Here is a 17,582-nt window from a genome sequence, read left to right as displayed (position 1 = left end):
TGAGTCGCACCGGGAGGGCCCGGCGTCCTCCTGCGGTATGACACCGACCCCGAGGCGCCGGTCCGGGGGCCACCGCCCGGCCGGTACTTCGCGGGCCCGCACCCGGCCAGGCGGCGCACTCCCGCCGACCGCCGGCGTACGCCTGGTGAATGGGCCGTCCGGGTGCGGCGACTTTACGTCAATCCGGATTGCGGGTCGCCGTGCCCGCTATCCCGCCCAGGCATGTGGAGATGCGCTCGACCGTGTGCTGACGACCCCTCAAACGGTCAATAAAATAAGACAACATCGCGCCACTGATCCGCTGTTCGGGCGAAGTCCCCGGATAGGGTCATGTGCCAACGCGGAGCCGCGCGCCAGGCCCGGATGGTGGAATGCAGACACGGCGAGCTTAAACCTCGCTGCCCCTCGGGGGCGTACCGGTTCGAGTCCGGTTCCGGGCACCACTACGCGCATGAGCCTGACGGACCCTGTGGCCGGCCGGGGGCGGCTGTGCTGCCGCGGCGGGGGCGCGGGAGGACGGCCGGGCGGGACGGGCGAGGCACGGGGGTGTTCCGCTCCGGGGCGGCCTGCCGCGGGCAAGGAGGTCCGTTCGATGGTTGTGTCCGATGTGGGGCGGGCGGAGACCGCAACGGCGTGATCCGCGCCGGGCGGCCTGCTGGACGTGACCGAGCGGCACCGGGCGTCCACCGAGGCCGCCGAGGCCAGGCGGCGGCCGGCGCTCATCGCCGCACCTGCCGCGTCGCGCCGGGCCGGCCACCCACCGCCCGTACTGCTCCGGCCCGGTCACGCACCCCGGCTCCTGGACCTGCTCGCCGGGGCGCCGCTGGGCGTCGGCGGCGTGCCCTTCCGACCCACGGGGCTGTACCTGGGCCCCGAAGACCGCCTGGTCCGCTACGCCGACGGGCTCGTGGAGACCCGCGACGAGCCCATCGACGCCGGCCTGCGATCCGTCCTGGACCTGCTCGCCGAGCCCTGCCCGTCCCTGGAGGCGGCCTGCGACCGGGTGCTGAGCGCCCTGCGTCACCCCGGCCACGACGACGTCGCACTGCTCGTCGCGCGGCTCGCCCCCCGACCGGGGTTGAGCCGCGAGGCGTGTGCCCTGCGCGGCACCGGCTTCGACATGAGCGAATTGCGAATTTATGCAATTCACTACATGCTGTGTTCGGTGTGCCCGTAATTACTCGCGGACGTGAAGGTGCGGACGTGAAGGTGCAGAGCGATGCCCCGGAATTCCGGGGGTCGAAGGGGGTCCGTGGTCGTGCCGGTTCCGCTACGAAATCGCCGACGGGGACGTCGCGGAGCTGATGCGGGCGGTCCGGCGGATCCCGACCGAGATGCCGGCCGGGCGGAACGAGCTCCTGGACGAGTTGCGGGAAGCCGGGGGCGCGGCGGAGTGAGTACGTTCTCCGGCCGGGCCGCGAACCGGGTGCGCGCGCTGCCGCCCCGCCGGGCCGACTTCGCGGCCCCGCGCCGCGATCTGCCGGCCGGGCCCGCCGTCGCCCTCGTGGCGCCGGAGGTGTCCGGCTCATGACGGAGCGGTACGAAGCCCTGCCCCTGCGCCACGTCCTGACCCTGCCCACGATGGGCGCCGCCGTCCGCATGGCGCGCGAGACCACCGAGCAGGTGCTGGTCGAATGGGGCATCGGCCTGAACCACCCCAGCGTCGGTCCGGCCCTGCTGATCCTCAGCGAGTTGGTCACCAACAGCGTCCGGCACGCGGCCGTGCTGTCCCCGAACGTGACCGTGCTCTACGCGGCGGGCCCGGACGCGTTCGCGTTCGGGGTCCACGACCGCCACCCGTACCGGCCCGCCCTGCACGTACCGGCCTACGTCGCGGGCGGCGGCGGTCTGGCCACGGTCGCCGAACTCACCCTGGGCCTCGGGGGCACCGTCGTCGTGCGCGACGACCCGGACGGACAGGGCAAGAGCATCTGGATCACCCTGCCTCTGCATAGGGCGGGCAGCGCGAGCGAGGACGCATGACGGCCGACCGGATCGTGAAGGACGGCAACGGGCCGGGACCCCGGCCCCGCCCGGCCGCCATCCGACCCGGGCGGGTCAGGGGCGCCACTCCTCGCGCCACCGCGGGTGGCTCGCGTACTCCAGCGCCAGGGCCTTCAGTGCCATCAGCGCGATGACGGCGTCCAGCGAAGGGGCGGTGTCCGGCGCCCGCTCGATGCGCCCTTCGAGGTCCCGTACGGTCAGGCGCTTGAGGCCGACCTCGTCGTGCATCCGCTCCGGGACGGGGCAGTCGCACCCGGCCGGTACGAGGGGCCCGGACGGCCGTGTCCCACCGGCCGCGACGGCGATCCGGCAGGACGGTTCGTGGAACAGGTCCGCGTCGCGGTCCTCGTCGTCCAGCCGCGCCCGTACGAACGCGCTCAGGCCCTCCGGCACCGGCCCCACGGCGCTCCTTCCCGCAGCTGCCGTCACCACATTCCGAATTGCTAATGTTAGCAATTAGCGAGGTCAGCACGTTTGGGTGGACGCGCGAGGATGGCCCCATGGCGAAGAGTTTTGGGTGGACGCGATGCACGGGACACGCACGATCTCGACGGGCCGGCCGGACCGCCGGGACCGAGGGTGCGAGGCCGCTGCGATGAGCGCGCCCCTCTACCAACTGAAGGCCGAGTTCTTCAAGACGCTCGGCCACCCCGTGCGGATCCGGGTGCTGGAACTCCTCAGCGAGCGGGAGCACGCGGTGTCCGAGATGCTGTCCGAGATCGGCGTCGAGCCCGCCCACCTCTCGCAGCAGCTGGCCGTGCTGCGCAGGGCTAACCTGGTCGTCACGCGCCGGGAGGGCTCGGGCGTGTACTACTCGCTGGCCAACACGCAGGTGGCGGAACTGCTGAAGGTCGCCAGGACCATCCTGTCCGGGGTCCTCGCCGGCCAGGCCGAACTGCTGGCCGACCTGCGCGCGGCCGACCCGGACCGGCCCTGAGGGCTGTCCACGGTTCCGTAAAGATCCTCCCCAAGCACTAGTCTGATTCTTTTGCCTACCCATTACTCTTGTGGGAAGGCCACGCAGGGTGGCCATGGAGGAGTGAGATGAGGAGCAGCAACCCGGTCTTCTCGCGACGGGGCTTCAGCCGCGACAACGGATACGCGGGCTTCAACGCGGCGCCGCAGGCCGGGGCCCCCGCAGCGGGTGCCAACCCGTACGCGCAGGGCGCCGCCGCCAACCCGTACGCCACCAACCCCTACGCCCAGCCGGACGCCCAGTACGGCGCCCCGCAGGCACCGGCGCGCACCGGCGCGATGACGATCGACGACGTCGTCACGCGGACGGCGATCACGCTGGGCACCGTGGTGCTCGGCGCCGTCCTCGCCTGGGCGCTGCTGCCGGTCGACGAGGCGAACCTCGGCAAGTCGTACGGCATCGCGATCGGCGCCGCCCTGGTGGCGTTCGTCCTGTCGCTCGTCCAGTCCTTCAAGCGCAGGCCGGTGCCGGCGCTGATCGTCGCGTACGCGGCCTTCGAGGGTGTCTTCCTCGGAGTGATCTCCAGCGCGGTCAGCACGTACATCGGACCCGGCGTCGTGATGCAGGCGGTGATGGGCACCATGTGTGTCTTCGCCGGTGTGCTGCTCGCGTACAAGATGCGCTGGATCCGCGTCACCCGCCGCTTCTACGGCTTCGTGATGGCCGCCGCCATGGGCTTCATGCTCCTGATGGTGGTCAACCTGCTGTTCGCCGTCTTCGGTGGCGGTGACGGCCTGGGCTTCCGCAGCGGCGGCCTCGGCATCCTCTTCGGCGTCATCGGGATCGTCCTCGGTGCGTGCTTCCTGGCCCTGGACTTCAAGCAGGTCGAGGACGGCATCGCCTACGGCGCCCCCCGCGAGGAGTCCTGGCTGGCGGCCTTCGGCCTCACCATGACCCTGGTGTGGATCTACCTGGAGATGCTGCGTCTGCTCTCCATCCTCAGCGGCGACGACTGATCGCCCGCACCCGCACGACGGGAACGGCCCGCAGGCACAGTGCCTGCGGGCCGTTCCCCTTTTCACGGGTGCTCGGATCTCACGGGTGCTCAGAGCAGCTTGCGGGCGGCCCGTCTGAGGTCGTACTCGTGGATGAGCGCCTTCGCGTGTCCATAGGCGAGGTCGTGCTCGCTCCGCAGCCAGCTGACCTTCTCCTCGAAGCGGAGAGCGGGTCCTTCCTCCACGATGCGGAGCCAGTCGGCGATTTCACGACCGGTGCAGCGGGGGATCCGGGCGAGCAGATTGCGATGGGTCTCTTCGGAGAAGACTTGGGACATGGCGCCTCCGACGCATTGCGCGTTGTTGGTCTCCTTGCCGACACGGTGCCCGAGCATCGGCCCGTTGGCAACCGTCCTGCCGGGGCGCGTAGGGTCGCGGAGTGCTCGATACGACCCCGCTGATCACCGCCGTGGACCGATTCGCCGACCGGCTGCGTGCCGCCCCGCACAGCCGTCTGCAGCGCGGAGCCGCTGCCGAAGGGCTTGCCGCGGCCCGGGAACTGGCGCTGCGCGCCCAGCGGATCGAGGCGCCGGACCGGGAGCCGCACAGCATGCCGGACGCCGGGATCTTCTCGATCGGCGACCAACTCGCCGTGGCGGGGCGCGATCTGGCGGTGGCACTGGAAACGGCCCCGTCGGCGGAGCTGGACGAGGCCGTGCAATTCGTGAACGAGGCCGCCGCGCGCGCGTTCGCGTAGCGGCGGGCAGCAGTCCGGGATGGCGGTCCGGGGAGTCGGCCCGGAGGCGGCGGCCGGCGAGAGCCGCTGTGCCCGGATGCCGGGGTGTCAGAACGAGGCGATGACGCGGTCGGCGAGGATGTAGACGTTCTCCTTGCCGCAGGAGAAGGTCAGGGCGTACGCGCCGGAGACGCCGGAACCGCCCAGCAGTACCGGGTGCTCACCGGCGAGCAGCGAACCGGCCAGACGCTCGGCCGTCTCGCGGTGGCCGGGGGTCATGCAGAGCGTGGTGCCGTCGGCGAAGACATAGACGTCGAGCGTGCCGAGTGGGCCGGGGCGCACATCGGCGAGTTCCGTACGGCTGTCGGCGAGCTCTTCGAGACGGTTCACGGTGCGCTCGTGGTCGGTGACGACCGGGGTCTGCACCGGTACGAAGTCGGGGTGCGAGGGGTGCCGTCGACGGGCCGCGGCCAGCTCGGGGGAGTCCTCGGCGAACTCCGCCGGTCCGGGCAGCTCGGTCACGTCCGCCAGCTCCGTCAGTTCCGTCAGCTCGTCGAGGGCCTCGGTGGCGTCGAGGTCCATCGCGTCGAGGCCCGCGAAGTCGGCCTGGCGGGGCATGTAGAACGGGGCCTCCTCGCCCACCCCGGTCAGGCCGCCCAGCAGGGACGGGGCGTCGGCGGCATCGCGCGCTTCCTGGGTGGCCCAGAAGGCACGGGCCTCGGCGAGCTCGCGCTCCCGCTCCTCGGCGAGTGCCTCGGCGACGGCCGCGCGTATCTCGGCGACCGGGGTGGCGGTGCTGCGGCTCTGTGCGGGCACGGCGGCGCCGTGGGCGCGGGCCGCGGCCAGCTCGGTACGAAGGGCCGTGACCTGCTTGCGCAGCCCGTGAGCAGCGTGCAGAGCAGCGGCGCCCACGGCCGTGGCAGCGGCGGTGGTCAGCAACAGGGCAAGAGACATGGCGCTCACTGACATACTCCCGGTTTCAATCGATCCCCCGACTTCCTACATCAGCTTGTCCCCTACCTGCGCCCTGTGTCAGTGCATTACGTCACGAATTGGACAGGTCTTTGGGCCCGGGGTTTAACCCTGATGTGGGTGTGACCTGCGGAAATGACTCTCCCCCAGGAGATAGGTCACATCCTGGGGGAGATTCGGTCACGGTCGGGGCTCGGAACCGGCCACCGGGTGGGGTCAGCTCAGGCGCTCGATGACCATCGCCATGCCCTGGCCGCCGCCCACGCACATGGTTTCCAGGCCGAACTGCTTGTCGTGGAACTGCAGGCTGTTGATCAGCGTGCCGGTGATCCGGGCGCCCGTCATGCCGAAGGGGTGGCCGACGGCGATCGCGCCGCCGTTGACGTTGACCTTCTCCAGCGGCAGGCCGAGGTCGCGGTAGGAGGGGATCACCTGGGCGGCGAACGCCTCGTTGATCTCGGCCAGGTCGATGTCGTCGATGGTCAGCCCGGCCCGCTTCAGCGCCTGCCTGCTGGCCTCCACCGGCCCGTATCCCATGATCTCGGGGGAGAGGCCGGAGACGCCGGTCGAGACGATCCGGGCCAGCGGGGTCAGGCCCAGCTCGCGCGCCTTGGTGTCGGACATGATCACGAGTGCGGCGGCGCCGTCGTTGAGCGGGCAGCAGTTGCCCGCGGTGACCAGGCCGTCGGGGCGGAACACCGGCTTCAGACCCTGCACGCCCTCCAGGGTGACGCCCGCGCGCGGGCCGTCGTCCTTCGCGACGACCGTGCCGTCCGGGGTGGTGACCGGGGTGATCTCGCGCTCCCAGAAGCCGTTCTTGAGAGCTTCCTCGGCGAGGTTCTGCGAGCGGACGCCGAACTCGTCCATGTCCTGGCGGGTGACGCCCTTGAGGCGGGCCAGGTTCTCCGCGGTCTGCCCCATCGCGATGTACGCGTCCGGGACCAGGCCGTCCTCGCGCGGGTCGTGCCAGTCGTCGCCGCCCCGCTCGGCGCGGGCCGCGGTGCGGGCCTCGGCGTCGGCGAACAGCGGGTTGTGCGTGTCCGGCAGGCTGTCGGAGTTGCCCTTCACGAAGCGGGACACCATCTCGACACCGGCCGAGATGAAGACGTCGCCCTCGCCGGCCTTGATGGCGTGCAGTGCCATCCGGCTGGTCTGGAGGGAGGACGAGCAGTAGCGGGTGACCGTGCAGCCGGGAAGGTGGTCCATCCCCATCTGTACGGCGATGATGCGGCCCAGGTTGTTGCCCTGCTCGCCGCCGGGGAGGCCGCAGCCGAGCATCAGGTCGTCGATGTCCTTCGGGTCCAGCTCGGGAACCTTCGCCAGCGCCGTCCGGATGATCGTGGCGGTCAGGTCGTCCGCGCGCAGGTCCTTCAGTGAGCCCTTGAAGGCCCGGCCGATGGGAGAACGGGCTGCAGAGACGATCACGGCTTCGGGCATCACGCGGCTCCATGAGGGCTGGAAGGCGGGTTCTGGCAGGTGCTGACTTGGAAGTTACCTGTACGTAGACGCTGGGTCACCGGGCAGCCCATGTGACGCGGACCTCTTTTCTAAGCAACCGCTCAGTCGACTGCTTTCTCCCCCGTCCTCCCGGGTGCCGCCTCTGCCTCCCCGGGCGGCTCTCCCGCCGTCTTCCCGGGCCGGCCCCCGTCCGCCGTCGCGTGCGGAACCTCCTCCGCCGCCGCGTGCGACTCCGGGTGCGGGTGGGGCTCCGTGGCCGCGGGCAGACGCCGCCGCCTGCGGTGCTTGAGGAGTGCCCAGGGCGCCCGTGCCCCGGTGACCTCCGTACCGGCCTCCCTGGCCGCCTGGGAGGCCGCCTTGGCCACCGGCAGCATGTCCTCGCGCCGGGCCCCGTCCAGCCGGTCGGACTCCGGCCACAGCCCCAGCACCGCGCAGAGCGTGGGCAGCACCGCCATCGCCGCCGTGGCGTACCCCTCCGCCGACGGGTGGTAGTTGTCCGGCCCGAACAGCTCCCGCGGATTCGCCTCGAACTCCGGCCCGAGCAGATCGCCCAGCGAGACCGTGCGCCCGCCCTGCTCCACCGAACCGATGGTCTGGGCCGCGGCCAGCTGCCGGCTCACCCGCCGGGCCAGCCAGCGCAGCGGCTGATAGACCGGCTCGATCGTGCCCAGATCCGGGCAGGTGCCGACCACGACCTCCGCACCCGCCGTCCGCAGCCTGCGCACGGCGGTGGTCAGGCAGCGCACCGACTGGGTGGCCGGCATCCGGTGCGTCACATCGTTCGCACCGATCATGATCACGCAGACGTCGGGCGTACGGGAGGTGTCGGCGAGCAGCAGCGAGACCTGCCGCTCCAGATCGTCCGAACGGGCGCCCGGCTGCGCCACGTTGCGCAGATCCACCGGCCGCTCGGACACCGCGGCGAGCCCCGAGGCGAGCAGTGCCCCCGGGGTCTGCCCGGCCCGGTGCACCCCCTGCCCGGCCGCCGTCGAGTCGCCCAGCAACCCCAGCCGCAACGGGTCCGCGGGGCCGGTGAACGCCACCCCGTACCGCCCGTCCGCGCTCGGCGGGACCGGTGCGATCCCGCCGCCCACCTGCCGTTTCGCCAGCTGGACCTCCGCCAGCAGTACGCCCACCGCCGCCGCACCGAGCAACCCGATGCTGCCGCCGCCGTAGGCCGCGCCCGCCGCGATCCGCCGTGCCACCCTTGCCCTTGACACAGTCCGGTCCACCTCCTCGTTGCCGTACCGCCGTACATACAGCTAACTGCCCCGTGGTGACCGTTGCTCAATCGCTTCGCCCAATCTCGTGCCCGTACGCATACCCTTGCCGCACCATCTCGGAGACCCCGGAGTACACGGTGCAATTCCACGATTCGATGATCAGTCTCGTAGGCAATACCCCGCTGGTGAGGCTGCGCAGTGTGACGGCCGGCATCCAGGCGACGGTCCTGGCCAAGGTCGAGTACTTCAACCCCGGCGGTTCGGTCAAGGACCGGATCGCCCTGCGGATGATCGAGGCCGCCGAGCAGAGCGGCGAGCTGCAGCCCGGCGGCACCATCGTCGAGCCGACCAGTGGCAACACCGGCGTCGGCCTGGCGATCGTCGCCCAGCAGAAGGGGTACAAGTGCATCTTCGTCTGCCCGGACAAGGTGTCCACGGACAAGATCAATGTGCTGCGCGCCTACGGTGCCGAGGTCGTCGTCTGCCCGACGGCCGTTGACCCCGAGCACCCCGACTCGTACTACAACGTCTCAGACCGCCTGGTCCGCGAGACCCCGGGGGCCTGGAAGCCGGACCAGTACTCAAACCCCAACAACCCGCGTTCCCACTACGAGACCACCGGTCCCGAGCTGTGGGAGCAGACGGACGGGAAGATCACCCACTTCGTCGCGGGCGTCGGAACCGGCGGCACGATCAGCGGCACCGGCCGCTATCTGAAGGAGATCAGCGGCGGTTCGGTGCGGGTGGTCGGCGCGGACCCGGAGGGCTCGGTCTACTCCGGCGGCTCCGGGCGGCCCTACCTGGTCGAGGGCGTCGGCGAGGACTTCTGGCCGAGCGCCTACGACCGCACGGTCACGGACGAGATCGTCGCCGTGTCCGACAAGGACTCCTTCCAGATGACCCGCCGCCTCGCCAAGGAGGAGGGCCTGCTGGTCGGCGGCTCCTGCGGCATGGCCGTGGTCGCCGCTCTGGAGGTCGCCGAGCGGCTGGGCCCGGACGACGTGGTCGTCGTCCTGCTGCCCGACAGCGGCCGCGGCTACCTCAGCAAGATCTTCAACGACGAATGGATGGCCGACTACGGCTTCCTGGAGGACACCGGCCCGTCCGCGCGCGTCGCCGACGTGCTCGACTACAAGGACGGCCCGATCCCGACCCTCGTCCACATGCACCCGGAGGAGACCGTCGGCGAGGCGATCGACGTCCTGCGCGAGTACGGCGTCTCGCAGATGCCGATCGTGAAGCCGGGCGCCGGTCACCCGGACGTGATGGCCGCCGAGGTCATCGGTTCGGTGGTGGAGCGGGAGCTGCTGAACGCGCTGTTCGCCCAGCGCGCCTCGCTCTCCGACCCGCTGGAGAAGCACATGTCGCCGCCGCTGCCCCAGGTCGGCTCCGGCGAACCGGTCGAGGACCTGATGGCGGTGCTCGGCGGCACGAACACCGCGGACGCGGCGATCGTGCTGGTGGAGGGCAAGCCGAAGGGCGTGGTCAGCCGCCAGGACCTGCTGGCCTTCCTCGCCAAGGACGCGACGGCCGGCAAGGCGTAGCGCGGCTGACCCGGGCTTCGTGAAAACGGTACGAGCGCGACACGTTCGCGCAGCACCGGCTTAACACGGGTCCGGCAGATTGATGGGTGTCGGCAGGGGAACCCGCCGACACCCGATACGGCGACACGGACTACGGAGCGGCTCCCGGACCTCCATCGTCGCCAGGACGCGGTGACCGGCCCTGACCCGGACCGTGTCCCTCGCGGGGACCGCCGTCGTCCCGCCCCCCGGGCAACCGGGGGTGCGGCGGTCCCCGCGACACACCCGTCCGGGGGCCGGGTGTTCCCGGGGCCGTTCGGCAGCCCCGGCCGTCAGTCCTCCCAGTCGGAGTCCGCACGTCCGGTGCGGTGCGAGAACCACGGCCAGTTGCGGGCGGCGTGCACGGCGTTGACCGCGATGATCCCGAGCCAGGCGACGACCAGGCCGCCGGTGTCGGCGGCAGCGGCACCGATCGCCGACAGCGGGATGGCCAGGATCAGCGAGATGATCCCGAAGCCGTAGCGCTCGCCGAAGTTCCCCAGCGGCTGCGGCGGGCGCGCGCCCCTGGCCACGCTCACCCGCTGTTCGGCGAGATGGCGCCGGACCCGACGGTCGAGCGTGCTGTCCAGCTGCTGCTCGACCTTCTCCAGAAAAGACTCCACGAGCGCGGGCTCGTACTCCGAACCCAGCTCACTACGGGCATGCAGGGCGGCATCGAGCTCGCTCTTGAGCTCGGGGTCACGGGTTTTCATGTCCTTTACGGTACGAATCGCGGCCGCCGCGGTCAGTGGGGCTAACCCCCCTCTTTGGACCGGGCGGTTCTTCGGGCCGGGCGACCCGGCGACCCGTGCCTTCGCCGGGAAGGTCGCCGCGTACGGTCTCAAGTCCGGGCACGCCGCCCCGGCCGTGCGGGGACGGCCCGCGGCCCGGCTGCATATGGACATGCAGACGCCTTGCTGGCTGAATGGATTTGTCGGCGCCGGATCGCGGTGCGCCGGATCTACCGAGGGGACAGCATGAGCGGGAGCAGCCCGGCCACGCGGTTGCAGCAGCTCTTCGAGGGGCGCCGGCTCACACCGACCCAGCGGCGCATCGCGCACTCGATGGTGCGCCGGGCCGGGGACGTCCCGTTCCTGTCGAGCGTGGAGCTGGCCGAGCTCGCCGGGGTCAGCCAGCCGTCCGTCACCCGCTTCGCCGTGGCGCTCGGCTTCGACGGCTATCCGGCGCTCCGCAAGCACCTGCGGGAGGTCGCCCCCGCCGAGCCCGTGCCCGGGGGCGGGGACGACGCGTACAACGAGTACCAGCAGGCGGTGCTCGGCGAGATCGAGAATCTGCGGCATCTGGCCGAGCTGCTCGCCGACCCCGGGCCCGTCGAGCGGGCGGGCAGGCTGCTGGCGGCCTCGCGGCCGCTGCCGGTGCTCGGGCTGCGGGCCGCCTCCTCGCAGGCGCGGGGCTTCGGGTACTTCGCGGCCAAGGTCCACCCCGATGTCCGGGTGCTCGACGAGGGCGGCAGCATGCTGCGCGACCGGATCGACGCCGCGCGACGCGCGGGCGCGTCCGCGCTGATCTGCTTCGCGCTGCCCCGGCATCCGAAGGAGGTCGTCGACGCCCTCGCGTACGCGCAGGAGCAGGGGCTGGCCGTGGTGTCGGTGGCGGACTCCGCGTTCGCTCCCGTCGCCAAGTACAGCGACCTGCTGATCCCGGCCGCCGTCGGCACCGGGCTCGCCTTCGACACGGCATGCGCGCCGATGCTGCTGGGGCGGGTGCTGCTGGAGGCGATGTGCGACGACCTGCCCGACGCACAGGCGCGGCTGGAGGAGTTCGACGCGAGGGCGGCGGCGCGGGGACTGTTCGTGGAGTGACGGTCGCCGATTCTCAGGCACCGCTCATCTACGGCCACTAATCTCCGGGCCGGAAAGGCTCACGAGGAGCTGCGGAGAGGGGTGCGGACGTGGGACGCGGAGCGCAGTCGTTGGCGAGGGTGGCCGTGATCGTTCGGGCCGGAGCCGCACCGCTGTGGTGGCTGGGGCTGCTGGCCACGGCGATCGGCGCGCTGGTGCCGGGGCTCACCGGACGCCGGATCGGCCTGTTGTCCGGGGCCGCGCTGTTCCTGATCACCGCGGCCGTGGTGGCGCTCGTCCGGGGCCGGAGGTACGCGGAACTGGCCGGGGGCGCCACACGCGCCGGGCGGTCCGACTTCCTCCAGGACCGGGCCGTGACCGTACGCAACTGGCGGCGCGGGCACCGGTGGTGGCTGCTCGGGGCGTTCCTCGTGGCGGTGGCGAGCGCGTTCCTGCTGCCCGGGACCTGCGGGCTGGTGCTCGCCGGGGCGGGCGCCGGGCTCTGGCTCAAGGCCGTCCGGATCGGGCGGCGCGAGCAGGCGGACGACGCCCTGTACTGGGTACGGACCGACTGGGTGGAGCGTGGACGGCCCGCGGGCAAGCAGGTCAAGGGGTATCGGACGACCGGGCCGATGGCGGGGGACGCCGCGCCCGGCGGGGCGCGGCGCCGGCGCTGAATCCGCCCGCCGGACCTCCGGCCGTCAGGGGCGGTGCGGCGGCGGGCCGGGCCGTGGAGGCTGCTGGGGGGAGGGGAACGGAGGCGCCGGACGGGCGGCGCGGTGCGCTGCGGCGTCGATCAGCTCGCCGATCCGGCCCCCCGCCCGGCGGCCGGCGAGATGGAGGTCGCCGACATCGATCCGGTTCTCGGCCAGCAGTGTGAGAACGGCCGAGGGGCCCGCGGCGTACGACGCGATACAGCCGGACTCGCCCCGTACGAGAATCTCGCCGAAGCCGCCCCGGCCGGTCGCCTCCGTCATCCGTACCGCGACGCCGAGCGCGGCCGCGGTCAGCGCGGCGACCCGGTCGGGCTCCACCCCCGGGATGTCATGGGCCAGCACGAGACCGTCGGTACCGGCGACCAGGGCGCCGGACAGGAGCGGGACCCCGGTCCGTAATCGCTGGAGTTCGGCCAGTAGATCCTGTTCTTCGGCCTCGGGGGCCATCGGCTGTTTCGTCCCGGCGCGCAGTCTGAGTGCTCGGATCACAGGGGCCTCCCAGGTGTCTCTGAGTCGATGCGGCAGAGCGGCTGCGGGCACGCGCGGACGCCCCTCCCGGCTCGGTGTTCGGGTGTGCTCCCGAGGCTATTCAAGGTGCCTGCCCCGAGTGGGAGTTCAGATACTTTCCATCGGCACATGCCGGAGGCGTACGGAGGCGCGGGGAGGGCGCGCGGCGGGGGCGTCGGGAGGGCTTGTGCGCGGGCGGGCGCGGGTCGCCCGTCTCCGTGCGACGGTGCGGGACTGTTGACTACGAGTATTCAGGCCATCAGGATGTGAATAGAAGACTTACAGTCGCGAGGAGGCATTGCCATGTCAGGACCCCGCCCCGTACGGGCACCGCGCGGTACCGAACTGAGCGCCCTGGGATGGCAGCAGGAGGCCGCCCTGCGCATGCTGCAGAACAACCTCGACCCCGAGGTCGCCGAGCACCCCGACAAGCTCGTCGTCTACGGCGGCACCGGCAAGGCGGCCCGCGACTGGCGCTCGTTCGACGCGATGGTGCGCACGCTGCGGACGCTCAAGCAGGACGAGACGATGCTCGTCCAGTCCGGGCGCCCGGTCGGCGTCATGCAGACGCACGAGTGGGCGCCACGCGTCCTCATCGCCAACTCCAACCTGGTCGGCGACTGGGCGAACTGGGAGGAGTTCCGCCGCCTGGAGGCGCTCGGGCTCACCATGTACGGCCAGATGACCGCCGGATCGTGGATCTACATCGGTACGCAGGGCATCCTGCAGGGCACCTACGAGACGTTCGCCGCCGTCGCGGCGAAGAAGTTCGGCGGGACGCTGGCCGGCACCATCACCCTGACGGCCGGACTCGGCGGCATGGGCGGCGCCCAGCCGCTCGCCGTGACCATGAACGACGGCGTCGCGATCTGTATCGACTGCGACCCGCGCGCCATCGAGCGCCGGATCGAGCACCGCTACCTGGACGTGCGCGCCGACTCCCTGGAGCACGCGCTCCAGCTGGCCACCGAGGCGCGGGACGCCCGCAGGCCGCTCTCCATCGGTCTGCTCGGCAACGCGGCGGAGCTGCTGCCCCGGATGCTCGCCGAGGGCGCCCCGATCGACATCGTCACCGACCAGACCAGCGCACACGACCCGCTCTCGTACCTCCCGCTCGGGGTCGACTTCGACGACATGGCCTCGTACGCCGCCGAGAAGCCCGCCGACTTCACGCAGCGCGCACGGGAGTCGATGGCCAAGCACGTCGAGGCGATGGTCGGCTTCATGGACGCCGGGGCCGAGGTCTTCGACTACGGCAACTCGATCCGCGGCGAGGCCCGGCTCGCGGGCTACGACCGGGCGTTCGACTTCCCCGGGTTCGTGCCCGCGTACATCCGGCCGCTCTTCTGCGAGGGCAAGGGCCCGTTCCGCTGGGCCGCGCTCTCCGGCGAGGCGTCCGACATCCACAGGACCGACAAGGCGATGCTCGAACTCTTCCCGGAGAACGAGTCGCTGCACCGCTGGATCAGGATGGCCGGCGAGCGCGTCCACTTCCAGGGGCTGCCCGCCCGCATCTGCTGGCTCGGCTACGGCGAGCGCGACCGGGCCGGCGAGCGGTTCAACGACATGGTGGCGAGCGGCGAGCTGGCCGCGCCGCTGGCCATCGGGCGCGACCACCTGGACTGCGGCTCCGTGGCCTCCCCGTACCGGGAGACCGAGGCCATGCTCGACGGGTCCGACGCGATCGCCGACTGGCCGCTGCTGAACGCCATGGTCAACGTGGCGTCCGGGGCCTCCTGGGTCTCCATCCACCACGGCGGCGGCGTCGGGATGGGGCGCTCCATCCACGCCGGGCAGGTGACCGTCGCCGACGGCACGAAGCTGGCGGGCGAGAAGATCCGCCGGGTGCTCACCAACGACCCGGGCATGGGCGTCATCCGGCACGTCGACGCCGGGTACGACATCGCGGAGTCGGTCGCCGCGGACAAGGGCGTGCGTGTGCCGATGACAGAGGACGGACAGTGAGCCTTCCGACCGTGAACGGGACGGGGAACGGGGCTGTGAACGGGACCGGGAACGGGAGCAGCGCCGGGGCCGGTGCCGGCGCCCGGGGCGGCGGCTCGTCGTTCCAGGCCATGTGGCGGGAGCTCCTGCCGATCGGCCGGCACCAGGACAGCGGGGGCTACCGCCGCTACGCCTGGACCGGGGCCGACGCCGACTGCCGTGCCTGGTTCCGGACGCAGGCCGAGGCGCGCGGGCTCGCCTACGAGGTCGACCGGAACGGCAACCAGTGGGCCTGGCTCGGTGACCCCCTGGCCGGGGATGCCGTCGTCGCCGGATCGCATCTCGACTCCGTACCGGACGGCGGTGCCTTCGACGGGCCGCTCGGCGTGGTCTCCTCCTTCGCCGCGCTCGACGAACTCCGCGGCAGGGGGGCGGAGTTCACCCGGCCGCTGGCCATCAGCAACTTCGGCGACGAGGAGGGGGCCCGCTTCGGGCTCGCCTGTGTGGGCTCCCGGCTCGCCGCCGGACAGCTGACCGCCGAGGCGGCGCACCGGCTCCGCGACGGCGACGGCATCACGCTGCCGCAGGCCATGGAGGCCGCCGGATACGACCCCGACACCATCGGCCCGGACCCCGAACGGCTCGCCCGCATCGGCGCGTTCGTCGAACTCCATGTCGAGCAGGGGCGCGCCCTCGACCTCACCGGCGACCCGGTCGGCATCGCCTCCGCGATCTGGCCGCACGGACGCTGGAGGTTCGACTTCCGGGGCGAGGCCAACCACGCGGGCACCACCCGTCTCGCCGACCGGCGCGACCCGATGCTCACGTACGCCGAGACCGTGCTGGCCGCCCGCCGCGAGGCGGAACTCGCAGGCGCCCTCGCCACCTTCGGCAAGATCGCCGTCGAGCCGAACGGTGTCAACGCCATCCCCTCCCTCGTCCGCGGCTGGCTCGACTCCCGCGCCGCCGACCAGGAGTCCCTCGACGCCGTGGTCACCGGCGTCGAACGGTCCGCCAGGGAACACGCCGAGCGGGCCGGGATCGACCTCGATGTCGTACGGGAGTCCTTCACGCCCGTCGTCGAGTTCGAGCACGCCCTGCGCGACGAACTCGGCAAGATCCTCGCGGACCGGGGCGGCCGGGACGGCGGCGGCGCCGACCGGGCGGTACCCGTCCTGGGCACCGGCGCCGGACACGACGCGGGTATTTTGTCCGCTTCGGTGCCTACCGCCATGCTGTTCGTACGGAACCCCACCGGGATCTCGCACTCGCCGGCCGAGCACGCGGGCGAGGACGACTGCGTGGCCGGGGTGATCGCACTCGCCGACGTACTGGAAGGTCTCGCGTGCAGCTGACAACGGAACCGACGGGCAGGCCCGCCACCGTGACGTACTGGTTGTCCCATGCCTGGCTCGGCACCCATGTCGAGCCGGGCGTCGCCCTGGACGTCTCGGGCGGGCTGATCGCGGGCGTCCGCACCGGCGTCGCCACCCCGCCGCCGGGCGCCACCGTGCTGCGCGGGCTCACCCTCCCCGGGCTCGCCAACACCCATTCGCACGCCTTCCACCGCGCCCTGCGCTCGACCGTCCAGGTGGGCTCCGGCACCTTCTGGACCTGGCGCGAGACCATGTACCAGGTCGCCTCCCGGCTCACCCCCGACACCTACTACGACCTCGCCCGCGCCGTGTACGCCGAGATGGCGTTGGCGGGCATCACCGCGGCCGGTGAGTTCCACTATCTGCACCACGCGCCGGGCGGCACTCCGTACGACAACCCGAACGCGATGGGCGAGGCCCTGATCGCGGCGGCGGGCGAGGCCGGTATCCGGATCACGCTGCTGGACACCGCCTACCTCTCCGCCGGATTCGGCAAGCGCCCCACCCAGTACCAGCAGCCCGACCAGCACCAGCTGCGCTTCTCCGACACCACCGCGGACGCCTGGGCCGAACGCGCCTCCCTCCTCAAGAGCGGCGACCACGCCCTGATCGGCGCGGCCGTCCACTCCGTGCGCGCGGTGCCCGCCGGGCAGCTGGCCACCGTGGCCGCCTGGGCCGAGGAGCGGCGGGCCCCGCTCCACGTCCACCTCTCCGAACAGACCGCGGAGAACGACGCCTGCCTCGTCGTCCACGGCTGCACACCCACCCGGCTCCTCGCCGACCACGGGGTCCTCGGCCCGCGCACCACCGGCATCCACAACACCCACCTCACCGGCGAGGACATCGCACTGCTCGGCTCCTCGGGGACCGGCACCTGCATGTGCCCCACCACGGAACGCGACCTCGCCGACGGAATCGGCCCCGCCGTCGCCCTCCAGCGGGCCGGCTCGCCGCTCTCCCTCGGCAGCGACAGCCACGCCGTGATCGACCTCTTCGAAGAGGCCCGCGCGATGGAGTTGAACGAACGCCTGCGCACCCGGGCACGCGGCCACTGGACGGCGGCCGCCCTGCTGCGCGCCGCGAGCGTCGACGGACACGCGGCGCTCGGCCGGCCCGAGGCGGGTGTCATCGAACCCGGTGCGCCCGCCGATCTGGCGACCGTAGCCCTGGATTCGGTCAGAACAGCGGGGCCGGTGCCCAGACTCGCTGCCGAAGCGGCCGTATTCGCCGCCTCCGCCGCCGATGTGCGGCACACGGTCGTGGCAGGCCGGCACATCGTCCGCGACGGTCACCACGCACTCGTCGGGGACGTACCCGCAGCACTCGCCTCGGCCATCGCCGCCCTGCACGGCTGACGCCGGACCACCGCAA

The 17,582-nt window shown here is 72.0% G+C and carries 18 protein-coding genes, 1 tRNA gene and 2 pseudogenes; 14 read left to right on the top strand and 7 right to left on the bottom strand.

Annotated elements, in window-relative coordinates; genetic code table 11:
* Window positions 1-357: 357 nt before the first annotated feature.
* The 5 genes and pseudogenes from ABZY11_RS04645 to ABZY11_RS04625 all read left to right on the top strand — a co-directional run bounded on the left by ABZY11_RS04645 (window position 358) and on the right by ABZY11_RS04625 (window position 1,983).
* Window positions 358-443 (top strand) — tRNA-Leu (locus ABZY11_RS04645).
* A 305-nt stretch (window positions 444-748) separates the two neighbouring features.
* Window positions 749-1,063: pseudogene (locus tag ABZY11_RS04640) on the top strand (PP2C family protein-serine/threonine phosphatase); the annotation flags it as partial.
* A 208-nt stretch (window positions 1,064-1,271) separates the two neighbouring features.
* A pseudogene (locus tag ABZY11_RS04635) lies at window positions 1,272-1,397 on the top strand (transcriptional regulator); the annotation flags it as partial.
* Window positions 1,394-1,531, top strand: a complete 138-nt coding sequence (locus ABZY11_RS04630; RefSeq protein WP_356477708.1) for a hypothetical protein — start codon at window positions 1,394-1,396, stop codon at window positions 1,529-1,531. The pseudogene ABZY11_RS04635 and the gene ABZY11_RS04630, both read left to right, overlap by 4 nt.
* Window positions 1,528-1,983, top strand: coding sequence for an ATP-binding protein (locus ABZY11_RS04625; protein WP_356477707.1), 456 nt, complete (start codon window positions 1,528-1,530; stop codon window positions 1,981-1,983). The genes ABZY11_RS04630 and ABZY11_RS04625 overlap by 4 nt, the downstream gene beginning before the upstream one ends.
* 75 nt (window positions 1,984-2,058) lie before the next feature.
* Here ABZY11_RS04625 and ABZY11_RS04620 read toward each other — a convergent pair whose 3' ends face one another.
* Window positions 2,059-2,406, bottom strand: a complete 348-nt coding sequence (locus tag ABZY11_RS04620) for a DUF6221 family protein (RefSeq protein ID WP_356477706.1) — start codon at window positions 2,404-2,406, stop codon at window positions 2,059-2,061.
* A gap of 193 nt (window positions 2,407-2,599) precedes the next feature.
* On the opposite strand from ABZY11_RS04620, the gene ABZY11_RS04615 reads away from it, so the two are divergent.
* A complete protein-coding gene (locus tag ABZY11_RS04615) occupies window positions 2,600-2,941 on the top strand; it encodes a metalloregulator ArsR/SmtB family transcription factor (protein WP_356477705.1) in 342 nt (113 codons plus the stop codon).
* Window positions 2,942-3,048: 107 nt separating this feature from the next.
* Window positions 3,049-3,936: a Bax inhibitor-1/YccA family protein gene (locus ABZY11_RS04610; protein WP_356477704.1), complete on the top strand. Its 888-nt coding sequence runs from the start codon at window positions 3,049-3,051 to the stop codon at window positions 3,934-3,936.
* A gap of 89 nt (window positions 3,937-4,025) precedes the next feature.
* Here ABZY11_RS04610 and ABZY11_RS04605 read toward each other — a convergent pair whose 3' ends face one another.
* A complete protein-coding gene (locus ABZY11_RS04605) occupies window positions 4,026-4,253 on the bottom strand; it encodes a DUF4287 domain-containing protein (RefSeq protein WP_356477749.1) in 228 nt (75 codons plus the stop codon).
* 101 nt (window positions 4,254-4,354) lie between these two features.
* On the opposite strand from ABZY11_RS04605, the gene ABZY11_RS04600 reads away from it, so the two are divergent.
* Window positions 4,355-4,672 (top strand): hypothetical protein, encoded by a 318-nt coding sequence (locus ABZY11_RS04600; RefSeq protein WP_356477703.1) that lies wholly within the window; start codon window positions 4,355-4,357, stop codon window positions 4,670-4,672.
* Window positions 4,673-4,759: 87 nt separating this feature from the next.
* On the opposite strand, the gene ABZY11_RS04595 is transcribed toward ABZY11_RS04600, so the two are convergent.
* The 3 genes from ABZY11_RS04595 to ABZY11_RS04585 all read right to left on the bottom strand — a co-directional run bounded on the left by ABZY11_RS04595 (window position 4,760) and on the right by ABZY11_RS04585 (window position 8,286).
* Window positions 4,760-5,620 (bottom strand): hypothetical protein, encoded by an 861-nt coding sequence (locus ABZY11_RS04595; protein WP_356477702.1) that lies wholly within the window; start codon window positions 5,618-5,620, stop codon window positions 4,760-4,762.
* A 219-nt stretch (window positions 5,621-5,839) separates the two neighbouring features.
* Window positions 5,840-7,060, bottom strand: coding sequence for an acetyl-CoA C-acetyltransferase (locus ABZY11_RS04590; protein WP_356477701.1), 1,221 nt, complete (start codon window positions 7,058-7,060; stop codon window positions 5,840-5,842).
* Between the two features lie 122 nt (window positions 7,061-7,182).
* A complete protein-coding gene (locus ABZY11_RS04585) occupies window positions 7,183-8,286 on the bottom strand; it encodes an SGNH/GDSL hydrolase family protein (RefSeq protein ID WP_356477748.1) in 1,104 nt (367 codons plus the stop codon).
* Between the two features lie 155 nt (window positions 8,287-8,441).
* On the opposite strand from ABZY11_RS04585, the gene ABZY11_RS04580 reads away from it, so the two are divergent.
* Window positions 8,442-9,848, top strand: a complete 1,407-nt coding sequence (locus tag ABZY11_RS04580; protein ID WP_356477700.1) for a cystathionine beta-synthase — start codon at window positions 8,442-8,444, stop codon at window positions 9,846-9,848.
* 311 nt (window positions 9,849-10,159) lie between these two features.
* On the opposite strand, the gene ABZY11_RS04575 is transcribed toward ABZY11_RS04580, so the two are convergent.
* Window positions 10,160-10,579: a hypothetical protein gene (locus ABZY11_RS04575; protein WP_356477699.1), complete on the bottom strand. Its 420-nt coding sequence runs from the start codon at window positions 10,577-10,579 to the stop codon at window positions 10,160-10,162.
* A gap of 264 nt (window positions 10,580-10,843) precedes the next feature.
* On the opposite strand from ABZY11_RS04575, the gene ABZY11_RS04570 reads away from it, so the two are divergent.
* Both ABZY11_RS04570 and ABZY11_RS04565 read left to right on the top strand, forming a co-directional pair.
* Window positions 10,844-11,689 (top strand): MurR/RpiR family transcriptional regulator, encoded by an 846-nt coding sequence (locus ABZY11_RS04570; RefSeq protein ID WP_356477698.1) that lies wholly within the window; start codon window positions 10,844-10,846, stop codon window positions 11,687-11,689.
* A gap of 119 nt (window positions 11,690-11,808) precedes the next feature.
* Complete coding sequence (locus ABZY11_RS04565) at window positions 11,809-12,345, top strand: hypothetical protein (RefSeq protein ID WP_356477697.1); 537 nt, start codon at window positions 11,809-11,811, stop codon at window positions 12,343-12,345.
* 24 nt (window positions 12,346-12,369) lie between these two features.
* On the opposite strand, the gene ABZY11_RS04560 is transcribed toward ABZY11_RS04565, so the two are convergent.
* A complete protein-coding gene (locus ABZY11_RS04560; protein WP_356477747.1) occupies window positions 12,370-12,831 on the bottom strand; it encodes a roadblock/LC7 domain-containing protein in 462 nt (153 codons plus the stop codon).
* Window positions 12,832-13,194: 363 nt separating this feature from the next.
* Here ABZY11_RS04560 and hutU point away from each other — a divergent pair, with 363 nt between their 5' ends.
* From hutU to ABZY11_RS04545, 3 genes are all read left to right on the top strand, one after another.
* The gene (gene hutU / locus ABZY11_RS04555; protein ID WP_356477696.1) at window positions 13,195-14,856 is read left to right on the top strand and encodes a urocanate hydratase; all 1,662 of its coding nucleotides are present in this window, start codon (window positions 13,195-13,197) and stop codon (window positions 14,854-14,856) included.
* Window positions 14,857-14,966: 110 nt separating this feature from the next.
* On the top strand, window positions 14,967-16,190 hold the full coding sequence (locus ABZY11_RS04550; protein WP_356477746.1) for an allantoate amidohydrolase: 1,224 nt from the start codon (window positions 14,967-14,969) through the stop codon (window positions 16,188-16,190).
* Window positions 16,181-17,566 carry a formimidoylglutamate deiminase gene (locus tag ABZY11_RS04545; RefSeq protein WP_356477695.1) on the top strand — a complete coding sequence of 462 codons (1,386 nt, stop codon included), beginning with the start codon at window positions 16,181-16,183 and terminating at the stop codon, window positions 17,564-17,566. Before ABZY11_RS04550 ends, ABZY11_RS04545 begins: the two co-directional genes overlap by 10 nt.
* The last annotated feature ends 16 nt before the right edge of the window (window positions 17,567-17,582 follow it).

Source organism: Streptomyces sp. NPDC006510, from assembly GCF_040611955.1.
GTDB lineage: Bacteria > Actinomycetota > Actinomycetes > Streptomycetales > Streptomycetaceae > Streptomyces.
The sequence above is the reverse complement of the archived record's forward strand: the minus strand, read 5'-3'. Positions and strand labels throughout refer to the sequence as shown.